At 64.4% G+C, this 12,112-nt stretch carries 15 protein-coding genes and 1 tRNA gene; 5 read left to right on the forward strand and 11 right to left on the reverse strand.

Annotation, left to right across the window (positions count from 1 at the left end; all coding sequences use genetic code 11):
- Positions 1-44: 44 nt before the first annotated feature.
- Entirely contained in the window at positions 45-1,799 is a 1,755-nt protein-coding gene (locus tag JQK15_RS16500; RefSeq protein ID WP_214866502.1) for a putative bifunctional diguanylate cyclase/phosphodiesterase, read from the forward strand.
- Here JQK15_RS16500 and JQK15_RS16505 read toward each other — a convergent pair.
- Genes JQK15_RS16505 through JQK15_RS16520 form a run of 4 tightly spaced genes read right to left on the reverse strand, consistent with a single transcriptional unit; the run spans position 1,763 to position 4,699 of the window.
- Entirely contained in the window at positions 1,763-2,974 is a 1,212-nt protein-coding gene (locus tag JQK15_RS16505; RefSeq protein ID WP_214866503.1) for a CCA tRNA nucleotidyltransferase, read from the reverse strand. The genes JQK15_RS16500 and JQK15_RS16505 overlap by 37 nt on opposite strands.
- Positions 2,955-3,566: a CoA pyrophosphatase gene (locus JQK15_RS16510; protein ID WP_004207340.1), complete on the reverse strand. Its 612-nt coding sequence runs from the start codon at positions 3,564-3,566 to the stop codon at positions 2,955-2,957. Before JQK15_RS16510 ends, JQK15_RS16505 begins: the two co-directional genes overlap by 20 nt.
- Positions 3,563-4,129 carry a DUF1285 domain-containing protein gene (locus tag JQK15_RS16515; RefSeq protein WP_214866504.1) on the reverse strand — a complete coding sequence of 189 codons (567 nt, stop codon included), beginning with the start codon at positions 4,127-4,129 and terminating at the stop codon, positions 3,563-3,565. Before JQK15_RS16515 ends, JQK15_RS16510 begins: the two co-directional genes overlap by 4 nt.
- A gap of 51 nt (positions 4,130-4,180) precedes the next feature.
- Positions 4,181-4,699: a GNAT family N-acetyltransferase gene (locus tag JQK15_RS16520; RefSeq protein WP_026108829.1), complete on the reverse strand. Its 519-nt coding sequence runs from the start codon at positions 4,697-4,699 to the stop codon at positions 4,181-4,183.
- 125 nt (positions 4,700-4,824) lie between these two features.
- On the opposite strand from JQK15_RS16520, the gene JQK15_RS16525 reads away from it, so the two are divergent.
- Positions 4,825-5,208, forward strand: coding sequence for a dihydroneopterin aldolase (locus JQK15_RS16525; protein WP_004207337.1), 384 nt, complete (start codon positions 4,825-4,827; stop codon positions 5,206-5,208).
- Between the two features lie 62 nt (positions 5,209-5,270).
- Here JQK15_RS16525 and JQK15_RS16530 read toward each other — a convergent pair whose 3' ends face one another.
- Positions 5,271-6,218, reverse strand: coding sequence for an isopenicillin N synthase family dioxygenase (locus JQK15_RS16530; RefSeq protein ID WP_214866505.1), 948 nt, complete (start codon positions 6,216-6,218; stop codon positions 5,271-5,273).
- A gap of 99 nt (positions 6,219-6,317) precedes the next feature.
- Between JQK15_RS16530 and JQK15_RS16535 the strand changes: the two genes are divergently transcribed.
- Together JQK15_RS16535 and JQK15_RS16540 are read left to right on the forward strand one after the other, a co-directional pair.
- Positions 6,318-6,725 carry an EVE domain-containing protein gene (locus JQK15_RS16535; protein WP_214866506.1) on the forward strand — a complete coding sequence of 136 codons (408 nt, stop codon included), beginning with the start codon at positions 6,318-6,320 and terminating at the stop codon, positions 6,723-6,725.
- A gap of 149 nt (positions 6,726-6,874) precedes the next feature.
- Entirely contained in the window at positions 6,875-7,165 is a 291-nt protein-coding gene (locus tag JQK15_RS16540) for a hypothetical protein (RefSeq protein WP_010337758.1), read from the forward strand.
- Between the two features lie 77 nt (positions 7,166-7,242).
- Here the strand turns inward: JQK15_RS16540 and JQK15_RS16545 are convergent, their stop codons facing one another.
- Positions 7,243-7,545 (reverse strand): glycine zipper 2TM domain-containing protein, encoded by a 303-nt coding sequence (locus JQK15_RS16545; protein ID WP_004207333.1) that lies wholly within the window; start codon positions 7,543-7,545, stop codon positions 7,243-7,245.
- 121 nt (positions 7,546-7,666) lie between these two features.
- Here JQK15_RS16545 and JQK15_RS16550 point away from each other — a divergent pair, with 121 nt between their 5' ends.
- Entirely contained in the window at positions 7,667-8,104 is a 438-nt protein-coding gene (locus JQK15_RS16550; RefSeq protein ID WP_185704909.1) for a cupin domain-containing protein, read from the forward strand.
- A 69-nt stretch (positions 8,105-8,173) separates the two neighbouring features.
- Here the strand turns inward: JQK15_RS16550 and JQK15_RS16555 are convergent, their stop codons facing one another.
- The 5 genes from JQK15_RS16555 to JQK15_RS16575 all read right to left on the reverse strand — a co-directional run bounded on the left by JQK15_RS16555 (position 8,174) and on the right by JQK15_RS16575 (position 12,096).
- On the reverse strand, positions 8,174-8,584 hold the full coding sequence (locus JQK15_RS16555; RefSeq protein WP_214866507.1) for a hypothetical protein: 411 nt from the start codon (positions 8,582-8,584) through the stop codon (positions 8,174-8,176).
- Positions 8,585-8,618: 34 nt separating this feature from the next.
- A tRNA-Thr gene (locus JQK15_RS16560) sits at positions 8,619-8,693 on the reverse strand.
- A 28-nt stretch (positions 8,694-8,721) separates the two neighbouring features.
- Entirely contained in the window at positions 8,722-9,579 is an 858-nt protein-coding gene (locus JQK15_RS16565; RefSeq protein ID WP_214866508.1) for a hypothetical protein, read from the reverse strand.
- Positions 9,576-10,889, reverse strand: a complete 1,314-nt coding sequence (locus tag JQK15_RS16570; protein WP_214866509.1) for a replication-associated recombination protein A — start codon at positions 10,887-10,889, stop codon at positions 9,576-9,578. Before JQK15_RS16570 ends, JQK15_RS16565 begins: the two co-directional genes overlap by 4 nt.
- A gap of 28 nt (positions 10,890-10,917) precedes the next feature.
- Positions 10,918-12,096, reverse strand: coding sequence for a glycosyltransferase family 4 protein (locus JQK15_RS16575; protein WP_010337830.1), 1,179 nt, complete (start codon positions 12,094-12,096; stop codon positions 10,918-10,920).
- Between the last annotated feature and the right edge of the window lie 16 nt (positions 12,097-12,112).

Raw genomic sequence — 12,112 nt, forward strand, 5'->3', positions numbered from 1 at the left:
TGTTCGTTTCCCGAATATTTACCCTTGGCGGATAAGGCAGAGGCATGAAAGCCATGTCGGTGCGTAGCTGGCCCCCTGAACAGACCAGTGGCCTCCCCTTGCCCGGGGATGATGACACGCATCTGCCGCACATGATCGGAGCGAGCGAATGGCTCACCGCCCTGTCGCAGGCTGCTGCAATTTTATCATGTGAAAACAATGTCATAAACATTGTTGAGGCGAATGAGCCTTTCTTGAAGGCGTTCCGGGAACATCGCGAACGGACGGCCGCAACGGCCCAGGCATCGGCCGAATGGCGCGCGCGCGTCACCGGTTTTGCCCAGTCGGATCGCGATTCGGAAAGTTTCGAAATTCGCCGCGACGGCAAGCTTGGCCCTGAATATTTTCTCTGCACGCTCGGACGGCTGCGGGCCACCGGCGCGCGCACCGAACAATTTCTCTTCACCGCGATCGATCGCACCAGCGAGCGGACGATGGAGAAGAATTTGCGGCGCGAGCTGCTTTCCGACGGCCTGACCGCGCTGCCCAACCGCACCGGCTTCGGCGAGGAAATCGATGATCGGCTCGCCAATGGCAGCTGGCCGGACAATGCCCAGTTCGGCATCATCGCGATCGACCTCAGCCGGTTCAGCCGGGTGAATGAATCGCTGGGTCCGATGGCTGGTGACGAACTGTTGATCACGGTTGCCAAGCGGCTCAAATCCTGTCTGCGTCAGGGCGATGTGCTGGCCCGCATCGGCGGCAATGACTTTGCCATTTTTGCGCGCTTGAACAATGGCTTGTCTGACTCTCTTCAGATCGTTCAGAGGATCAGAGAGGCGCTGAGTTCGCCGATCCGGCTGTCTGACCTGCAGATCCGTGTCGATTGCGCGATCGGCTGCGCCTTGTCGACGCATCTGGAGGATGATCCGGACGATGTCGTCCGCAAGGCGCAGGCGGCGGTCAAGATCGCCAAGCGCACCGGCAAGGTCGAGATTTATCGCAATGGTGTGCTCAAGGAAGCGCAGCGCCGCTTTTCGATCGAGAGCCGGCTGCGTGATGCACTCGCCCATGGCGGGCTGACCCTGGCTTATCAGCCGCTGATCCATCTCCAGACCGGCGAAATTACCGGTTTTGAAGCGCTGGCGCGTTGGGACGACCCGGAATTGGGTCATGTCTCGCCGGTCGAGTTCGTGCCGGTCGCGGAAGAGAGCGGTCTCATCACCCCGCTCGGTCGCTGGGCCGCCTATGAAGCGGCGCAGGCGCTGAGCCGCTGGGACGCGAAATTCGGCCAGGCCCTGCCGGTCGGCGTCAACGTCAACCTGTCGCCGATCCAGATGGCGCGCGACGATGTCGCATCGATGTTCGAGGAAGCGCTGCGCTATTCCGGCATTGGCGGCCATCGCCTGACCGCCGAACTGACCGAAAGCGCGATCATCGCCGATCCGGACAAGGCGCGCAAATTGCTGTTCGCGCTCAAGGATCTGCAGATGCCGATCGCGATGGATGATTTCGGCACCGGCTTCTCTAACCTGGCGAGCCTACACAGCCTGCCGATCGATATCCTAAAAATCGATCGAAGTTTCGTCTCCAACATGCTGGAAGATCACGATAAAGCCGTGATCGTCCGCACCATATTGTCACTGGCGGAATCGCTCAACCTGCGGGTCACGGCCGAGGGTATCGAAACCCAGGAACTGGCCGACATGCTGCAGAAGATGGGCTGCTGGCAGGGGCAGGGCTATTATTTCGCCCGCCCGATGAGCGAAGCCGATGCCTTCGACTATTGGCGCGTGCGCTGGAATTTCGAGACGATCTGATCGGCGATTTCGCCGACCCGATCGGCGTCGGGGAAATCCTCCGCCACCCATGATTTTTGCACTTCCTGCAAGGCACGGGCGACGTCCGGGCCGGGCTGAAGGCCGCGCGCGATCAGCGCGCCGCCGCCGATCGGCAGGCTGGGCGGCGTCCAGCCGTCGAGCGGGACCAGTGCCGACAGGGACGCTGCGGGATCAAGCAGGATGCGGTCGATCGCGCCTTCCACGCCGACCCGGTGCGCCAGCGCGCGCGGGCCTTCGGGTGCGGAGGCGGTTTCGAGCGCGGTGATCAGCCGCTTGCGCGCCTTGTTGGAGAGTTTGAGCCGTGCGCCGATCTGGTCCGCCAGCGCCGCGTCGGCCGGCACCAGCGCGGCCAGCCGGCGCAGCGCCGATGGCGCCATGTTCGCCTCATTCTCCCGTGCGATCAGCTTAGCCAGCCGGTCGATGCCTTCGTGCGTGATTTCGGGCAGCACCGGTAGCCAGATCCCGCCGTCCACCATCAGGCGCAGCGCCGGCACGGGATCGCGTACCACCAGCAATTTGAGCAGTTCGTCGGCGATTCGCTCGCGCGACAGGGCCATCAGGCTGTTGGCCGCGGCGACGCAGGCATCATAGGCCGATGCGTCAACTTCGTTGTCACCATAGCGGGCCAGGAAGCGGAAATAGCGCAGGATGCGCAGATGATCCTCGGCGATCCGGGCGCTGGCATCGCCGATGAAGCGCAGGTGCCGGGCGTCGAGATCGGCCACGCCGCCGAAATAGTCGCTGATCGCGCCGGTCAGGGGATCGGCATAGAGGGCGTTGAAGGTGAAGTCGCGACGAGCGGCATCCTGCTGCCAGTCGTCGGTATAGGCGATGGTGGCGCGGCGGCCGTCGGTGCTGACGTCGCGGCGCAGCGTGGTGATCTCGACCGGCCCGTCGGGCAGCACGGCGGTGATCGTGCCATGCTCGATCCCGGTCGGCACTGCCTTGATCCCGGCCGCCTTCAGCCGATCGACCACATCCTGCGGCATCAGGCTGGTGGCGATGTCGAGATCATTGACCGGCAGGCCGAGCAGCCCGTCCCGCACCGCGCCACCGACATAGCGGGCGCGACCCTGGTCGGCGTCGAGTGCGGCGAGAAGGCCGGAAAGGCCGGAGCGGTGGCGCCACGGGGCGTCAGGAAGAATGCGGGTCATGGCCGAGCCTGCGGGAAAGATTGGCGAGGATGGCAGCGGTCACGCCCCAGATGCGGCGGCCCTGCCAGTCGATTTCATAATATTGCCGCTCGATGCCTTCGAACATCAGGCTGCGGCGCACCCGATTGGCCGGATCGAGCGCATAGTCAAGCGGCAGTTCGAACCAGTCGGCCACTTCGCCCGGTTGGGCGCGCAGCGGCAGGTCGGGCGGGATGACGCCCAGCACCGGCACGATGTCGAAGCCGGTGAAGGTATGATAGCGGTCCGACGTGCCGATGATGTCGACCCGGTCGGAGGGGAGGGCGATTTCTTCGCGGGCTTCGCGCAGGGCGCCAGCAATCTCGTCGGCATCGTCGGGGTCGACCCGGCCGCCGGGAAAGGCGACTTGCCCCGCATGTTTGCGCAGCTTTTCCGAACGCTGGGTCAGGATAAGGCCGGGATTGGCCCGGTCGGTGATCGCGACCAGCACCGCAGCGGGTGCCAGCGCCATGTCGCCGACGATGCGCGGATCGCGGGTTTCGGACGGCAGCAACTGGATGTCGCGGCTATGCCCGTCGATCAGGGCGGCGCGCAGCCGCTCGGCCAGCGTCATGCCGCGCCGTCCAGCGGAAAGAAACTGCCTTCGCTCCACAGGCCGACCCGCTCGCCTTCTTCATTCAGGGCGAGGTTCATCAGTTCATAATAGACGCTGCGCACGATCAGCGCGTCGAGCCCGGCACGGACATGGAGATAGGGATGGGGGCCATCACCCTTTTCGCGCAGGGTCAGCGCATGGTCGGGGCCGGCTGGTACCAGTTCGCCGGTGTTGAGCCGGAAGGCGAGGTTCCGGCTGGCGCCTTCGCCCTCGCTCTTGAGTTCGACCGCAACGAAGGGGGCATCCTCGACCGCGATGCTCAGCTTCTCGACCGGGGTGACGAGCACATAGGAGCCGTCGCCCTCACGCCGCAATATGGTGGAAAAGAGCCGCACCATCGCTTCGCGCCCGATCGGCGATCCCTGATGGAACCAGGTGCCGTCGCGCGCGATCCGCATCTCGCTGTCGCCGCAATGGTCGGGATTCCATTTATCGACCGGCGGCAGACGCTTTTCGGCGGTAAGGCGGGCAATGTCGGCGAGCGACAGGTCGGCGAGGTCGGGCAGGGGCTCCATCGGCATGAAAAGCAGATAGGAGCGGCCGGCCCGCTTGGCAAAGGTCTTTCGGTCGGGTCAGGCGGTAACGGTGATTCGCGGCGACAACATGCCGGTTCCGCCGACCGGGCGGCCATCGACCGACAAGGCAAGCAGGCGCCGGGGCTCGAACGGGCCGGGGCAATCCCAGCCGGCGGTGCCGTCGGCGGTGAAGCCCCAGAAGCGGCCATAATATTCCGGATCGCCGATCATCATCAGCGGTTCGCAGGCCTGGGCGCGGGCGGCGGCAACCACTGCATCCATCATCGCGCGGCCATGGCCGCCCTTCTGATGCGCCGGCGCAACCGCGACCGGGCCGACCATGATCAGTGGCAATTGGCTGCCATCCTCGTGGGTTAGCGCCACCGGCCAGCTTTGCAGCGATCCGATCAGCTCGCCCTTCTCGTCCAGCACCGCGAAGGACAGGGCAGGCAGCCAGGGCATGCCATCGCGGATCAGATAGGCGGTGCGGCCGTGCCGGTCGGGACCGAAGGCGGCGTCCAGCAGGCCCTCGATCGCGTCGGCGGGCTGGCTGTCGAGGGGAAGAATTGCTGACATGTCTTGCCGATCCGCCATCAATGGCGCATGGACCGCGCCGGAAGCGGCGGGCCTATAGCGTCCATGCCGCAAAAGGAAAGATCAAACTGGACCCGCGCCCTTCGCGCGACCGGACATGGCGAGCTATGGACAGCATTTTTGACGATTATCTGACGCTGGAGGTCAACAACCTGCACGTCGACGTATTGACCGGCATCTATTCGGAAGAGACGCATCTGCCCCAGCCGCTGCGCATCTCAATCCGGGCCAAGCTGCGGATTGCGGACCATTATGATCCCGATACGCCGCTCAGCGAGTCGAAAAACTACATGGACCTCAAGCATGCCGCGTCGACCGCGCTGCCCGAGGGGCTGCATTTCACTTTGATCGAGGGGGTGGCCGACCATATCATCGAGACCATCTTCCTGCAGGACGACAAGGTCCGCCATGTCGAGGTGAAGATCGTCAAGCTGGCGCTGAGCGAGCGGGGCGAGGAAATCGGCATCACCCTGGGCCGCGGCCGGAAATAAGCGCCGCTGGCGACGCATATAGAAAAGGCCCGCCGCTGCCGGACGCAGCGGCGGGTCTTTTCTTACGCCTTCTTGATGAGGCCGATCTCGATCAGTCGTTCGGTCAGATAGTCATGCGCACTGATCGGTTCCTCGCGGCGCGGATTGTCCGGCGTCACGCACTGCGGCAACGCGTCGATCATGAAGTCCGGGCGCAGATGCAGGAAGAAGGGCATGGAATAGCGTGAATGGCCGCGCCGTTCGGGCGGCGGATTGACGACGCGGTGGCTGGTCGAGGGCAGCACATGGTTGGTCAGCCGCTGCAGCATGTCGCCGACATTGATCGCGAGCGCGCCCGGCGGCGGCACGACCGGCAGCCAGTTGCCGTCGCGGTCCTTCAACTCCAGCCCGCCTTCTTCGGCGCCCAGCAACAGGGTGATGAGGTTGATATCCTCATGCGCGCCGGCGCGGATGCCCGGTGCCTCCGGCGACACCGGCGGATAATGGAGCAGGCGCAGGATCGAGTTGCCATCCTTGATCGGGCCGTCGAACCAGCGTTCGGGCAGGCCCAGATAGAGGGCGATCGCCGACAGCAGTTCGGCGCCGACCCGGTCGAACTCGGCATAGAGCGGCGCGAACACGTCGCGAAACACCGGCATCTCGGTCGGCCAGACATTGGGCGGCATGGTTTCGGCGAGCGGATCGCCGGGCGCAAGGTCGCGGCCGACATGCCAGAATTCCTTGAGGTCATTCTCGCTCGCGCCCTTGGCGATTTCCACGCCAAAGGCGGTGTAGCCACGCTGGCCGCCATTGAACTTGGCATCATAGGCGCGCTTCATTTCGACCGGCTGGGCGAAGAATTCGCGGGCCAGCGCCCATCCCTTGTCGACCAGCGCCTGGTCCATGCCATGGTCCTTGACCATGGCGAAGCCGAAGCGTTGGAAGGAGCCGCCGAAGGCGGCGGCGAAATCGCCCTTGCTCATCTCTGCCATGGACAGGACGGGCACCTGGTCCAGCACGGATTGCGACACGTATATTCTCCAGATCGATTTGGCTTGCGGATGATATAGCGATCAGCCGCGATGGTTCCCATCCTTGATCGTCCTTGGCGCCTGATGCAAGGATGCGGCATGAACTACTGGCTGATGAAATCGGAACCCGACGTCTTTTCCTATGCCGACCTGGTCAAGAAGGGGAAGGCGGAATGGGACGGGGTGCGCAACCATGCCGCCCAGTTGCACATGAAGGCGATGCGCAAGGGCGACCTGGCCTTCTTCTATCACAGTAATATCGGCGTCGAGGCGGTCGGCATCATGGAGATTGTCGAGGAAGCGGCGCCGGACAGCACCGACGAGACCGGCAAGTGGATCGCGGTCCATGTTGCGCCGCACAAGAAACTGGATCGCCCGGTGACGCTGAAGACGATGAAGGCGGACCCGGCATTGGCCGACATGGTGATGTTGCGGCAATCGCGCCTCTCCGTCGCGCCGCTGACGCCGCATCAGTTCGAGCATATCGTCGCCTTGTCAAAGGCTTAGAAAAACGAGACTGCCTCGATTGCGTTCCGCGCAACTGGAACGCCGTTTTTTGCGATTGTATGAGTTTTTGCGCTGCAACATATGGGTGGCAACAGAACAGAATGTCCAAGAGGTGTTTGAGGGCATTCACAAGGAGCACACCCATGCGAATGCTGTCCAAGTTTGTTGTCGCCGGCGCCCTGAGCGCCATCGTTGCCGTCGCTGCCCCCGCCAATGCGCAGGACGCCGCCAAGCAGCGCTTCACCCACGAAGGCTACACCTACGTCTATGACGTCAAGGATACCAAGACCGGCAAGGTGATCTCGGGCCGTCGTTACCCCGACGCCGTCGCCTTCAACCTGCAGGTCAAGGGTGACAAGGTTTCGGGCGTCTCGGGCGGCCAGACCGTGTCGTTCAAGGTCGATGACGCGCGCGGCGCGGCTTCGGGCGCGACCAACTAAGCCATTTGGCCTCGGCCATCAAAAAGGGCGGCTTCCCGATGGGAAGCCGCCCTTTTTCGTTGTCCTTGACGACGGGATCAGCGGCAGCGGCGCTTGCTGTCGATTTCCTTGCCGAGCAGTGCGCCGCCAGCAGCGCCCAGGATGGTGCCGGTCGCACGGTCGCCGCGGGTGTCGATCGCGCGGCCGACCAGCGCGCCGCCGACGCCGCCGATGATCAGGCCGGTCGTGCCGTCGGACTTGCGGCAATAGGTGCGCCCGTCGCGACCGCGCCATTCCTTGTAGCGATAATGTTTGCGGGCCTGTGCGCCGTCCGTGGGAACGGCCATCGACACGGGAATGGCCAGCGACAGGGCGGCCATGGCCATCAGGGCGTTACGCATAATATCTCCTCCGAATTGCGTTGTCAGCCGATTGAACCCCTGCCTATTGACCTAGGTTGCATGAACCTCTGACAACGGCATAAGTTTTTGTTTCAGCAGAAATTAAATTTGAGGTGAAGCGATGAACGCAGGCGACGGGCAGGATGCTGCCGGACTGATCCGGGCGCTCGACCTGGCCCCGCATCCCGAAGGCGGCTGGTATCGCGAAACCTGGCGCGCACAGGCGGCTGTGGGCCAGAGGGCGGCCGGCACGGCGATCCTGTTCCTGTTGGAGGCGCATCAGCGATCACACTGGCATAGGGTCGATGCTGACGAGATGTGGTTCTGGCATGCGGGGGCGCCGATCGTCCTGGGCATCGCTCCGCCGCAGGGGCTTGGCGTCGATCATCACCTCGGCCCGGATATCGCCGCGGGACAGATGCCGCAGCGCCTGGTCCCGGCGCATCATTGGCAGGCGGCACGGCCGGTTGGTGGATGGGCGCTCGTCAGCTGCACGGTCACGCCAGGCTTCGACTTTGCCGGCTTCACGCTCGCGCCGCCCGATTGGGTGCCCGCCTGAAGCGCGCGGATTTCCGCCGATTTTCAGACTTATCCAAAGTTATCCACAGATTTGTGGCGCGACCTGTCTTCAAATTGTCGGAATCCGCTTTGTCCGACTCGCGGATCGTGACAGCATCCTCTTATCGGGACAGGCGGAACGGAGCGATCCAAAGCCGGAAAATCCAAGAGAAATCAAGGATTTTTTTGCCCTGATGGTCCGTTGGAAGCTGCCATGCGCGAGGATGGCAGGGACGATCGGATCCAAGCCTTTCAGGATGATGCCGGGTACGCGCGAAAGTGAACGTCGGGCTTCGGATGAAAGGTCAGCATGGGTGAACAGGCCTTCGGGCTCGTTCTCCCGCGCGAAGATGTGGCAACACATCACATCGCCGGACCGGAAGGCGCAACCCGCGAGGGCATGTGGCCGAAAGGAACCGACGTTAGTGGGGGCCGGCAGCGATGTCGGCCCCCATTTTGTTTCCGGGATGCCGAGTGCCATCGAGTGCGCATGAGCGCACTGTTCAAGAGTCCGTTGGTGCCGGCTGAGGGGATCGAACCCCCGACCTTCGGTTTACAAAACCGCTGCACTACCGCTGTGCTAAGCCGGCGCACCCGACGGGTCGGACGCCCTTACTATCAGATCACGCCGAACGTCCAGCCCTCTGTGCGCGCAATTTCGTCGGTCAGAGGCAAAGGTGTCCAAAGCGCCGGATTTTCCGCCCTTTCGCGCATCCAGGCCGCGGTCAGCAAGGCATCGGCTTGATGGTCGGCGGCGAGCGGACCGGCGTAAGGGGGCGTTGCGAACATGGTCAGCGCGTTATTGAGGGCGGCGAGATCGCGCATCTTGGTCCGGCCCTTCGGACGGCCAGCGGCGCGTGCAGCGATGCTGGTATAGATTTCGACGACCAGCGATCCGCTGGCAGGCAGCGGATCGAACGGCCAGACCGGCACATGTCGCCGGACGTGATGGAGCAGGCGCATGCCGGCAAAGCTGGCCTTGGCCACCTGCGCGGCGCCGATCGCGTCATAGATGGTCGAGGGCTTGCCGCCGCCCCCGGCATTATAATGGGCTTCGCAGGCGCGGTTGTGCAAAAAGTCGGCCTTCATCCCGTCGGCCTTGCCGAAATAGAAATGGCGACGATGGGTGGTTTCCAGCAGGCTGGCGGCGCCCAGATCGGGATCGGCGCAGACCGCATCGACATAGGCCCAGAAAGCGGGCCCGTTCGTGGGCGTCGGATCGCCGGGCAGATAGGCGCCGCGCGCCACGAAGGGCGGGGCGAAGCTGAAATCGAAGCCGAACAGGGTCGGCGCCTCGCGCGCCGTTGCGATCAGCCAGTCGGCGACCGCCTGGCGCGACCAGATGCCGCCCGGCGCCTCGACCAGTTCCGGCGCATCCTGACCGATGCCGCAGATGGCGACCACTATCCCCTTGTGCCGCGTGCCCTTGGCGCCCGACCAGTCGATCGCGGCGAAGCGCGCGAACCGGGGCGTCACGCCGCGCCGCGTTCGGCGCGCAGTTTGTTCCAATAGGCAATGCGCTCGGCAATCCGCGCCTCGAACCCGCGTTCGGTCGGCGTATAGAAGGTTTGCGGGCTCATCTCCTCCGGCCAGTAATTGGCGCCGGAAAAGCCGCCCTCGGCATCATGGTCATATTGGTAATTCTTGCCATAGCCGACCTGCTTCATCAGCTTGGTGGGTGCATTGACGATGTTCATCGGCGGCATCAGGGACCCGGTTTCGCGCGCGGTGCGGAAGGCCGTCTTCATCGCCATATAGCCGGCGTTCGACTTGGGCGCGGTGGCGCAATAGATGCAGGCCTGAACGATCGCCAGTTCGCCTTCGGGCGAACCGAGAAATTCATAGGCGTCCTTGGCGGCGAGGCACTGCACCACTGCCTGCGGGTCGGCCAGGCCGATATCTTCGGTGGCGAAGCGGACGAGCCGGCGCAGCACATAGAGCGGTTCCTCGCCCGCGGTCAGCATGCGGGCGAGATAATAGAGCGCCGCCTGCGGATCGGAGCCGCGCAGCGATTTATGGAGGGCGGAAATGAGGTTGTAATGGCCTTCGCGATCCTTGTCATAGACCGCGACGCGGCGGTGGAGCAGGGCGGAGAGGCCCGCCGGATCGAGCGGCACAGGAATGTCGATCGAATAGAGGGTTTCGACCTGATTAAGCAGGAAGCGGCCGTCGCCATCCGCGCTGGCCAGCAGCGCTTCGCGCGCGGCCATGTCCAGCGGCAACGGGCGCTCCATCAGCGCTTCGGCCCGGTCCAGCAATTGTTCGAGCGCGGCGGCATCGAGCCGGCGCAGGATCAGCACCTGCGCGCGGGACAGGAGCGCGGCGTTCAGTTCGAAGCTCGGGTTTTCCGTCGTGGCGCCGACCAGCGTGACCGTGCCATCCTCGACGAAGGGCAGGAAACTGTCCTGCTGGGCGCGGTTGAAACGGTGGATCTCGTCCACGAAGAGCAAGGTCTTTTCGCCGCGCCGGCCATGGTCCTTTGCGGCGGCGAACACCTTCTTGAGGTCGGCGACACCGGAAAAGACGGCCGAGATGGGCTCGAACCGCATGCCGACGGCGTCGGCGAGCAGCCGCGATATCGTGGTCTTGCCAGTGCCGGGCGGTCCCCAGAAGAGGATCGAGGACAGGCGGCCGGCGGCCACCATCCGGCCGATCGCGCCGTCCGGGCCGGTCAGATGCTCCTGGCCGACCACATCGGCCAGCACGGCCGGACGCAACCGATCAGCCAGCGGGGCATGGTCGATGCCGGCGGGAAGGACATCGTCGGAAGAGAAAAGATCAGCCATCGTCCCCGATATAGGTCGGCCGGCCCGATCAGGGAACAGGGCTGGAACGGATCTTGGCACCCTGGGCGCGCTGGCGGATGATCCGCAAATAGGTGTCGACCAGCGCCTGGTTTACCTGATCCCAGCCGAAATGTTCAGCCTGCGCCTCGGCGGCGGCGCCTGCGCTGGCGCGGGCAGCACCATCGGTGCAGTAGATTTGCAATGCGTCGGCGAACTTGCCGATGGCGCCGGGGCGGATCAGCCGGCCGGTAACGCCTTCCTGCACCAGATTTTCGCTGCCGGTGGCGCGGGCGGCGACGGTCGGCAGGCGGCAGGCCATCGCCTCCAGCGTGACATTGCCGAACGTCTCGGTGACCGACGGGTTGAACAGCATGTCCATGCTGGCGACGGCGCGGCCCAGGTCGGCCCCGCCCTGGAAGCCGGTGAAGACGGCATCGGGCAAGCGGTTCTGGAACCATTCGCGGGCCGGCCCTTCGCCAACCACCAGCACCTTGTGCGGCACCTTGCGTGCGGTCAGCTGGTCGATCGTGTCGGAAAAGACGTCCAGCCCCTTTTCCATCACCTGACGGCCAATGAAGCCGATCACCGGCACATCGTCGGCAAAGCCGAGCGAGCGGCGCCAGTCGAGATCGCGGCGCTGAGGGGTGAATATCTCGCGATCAATGCCACGGGTCCAGATGCCGACATCATAGCTCATCCGCTGTTCGCGCAGCAACTGGGCCATCGATTCCGACGGGGCGACGATCGCATCGCAGCGGCGGTAGAAGCGGCGGAGAATGCCCTCGATCGCGGGTTCCAGGAAGGCGAGGCCATAATAGCGCGGATAGGTTTCGAACCGGGTGTGGACCGAAGCAACGGCGGGCAGGTCATGATCGCGCGCCCAGGTCAGTGCCCGATGGCCGAGCGGATCGGGGCTCGACAGATGGATCATGTTGGGCGCGAACGCCTTCAGATCCCGGCGCAGCGCGCGCGACAGGCGGGTGGGGATGCGATATTCCGGGCGGCCGGGCACGGGAATGGACGGAGCGCTGACCAGGTCGCCGGTCGGCGGGAAGGCGGGTGTATCGGTGGTCGGGGCATAGACGCGCACCTGCGCACCCTGACGCAGCAGATAGCCGACGAAGCGATTGAGCGCCTGGTTCGCGCCATCGCGCACATAATTATAATTGCCGCTGAACAGCGCGACACGAAGTCCGGTAACATCCATCGCGGCCCCTTAGACC

Origin of the sequence: Sphingobium sp. BHU LFT2 (assembly GCF_018604485.1) — a bacterium.
Lineage (GTDB): Bacteria > Pseudomonadota > Alphaproteobacteria > Sphingomonadales > Sphingomonadaceae > Sphingobium > Sphingobium yanoikuyae_A.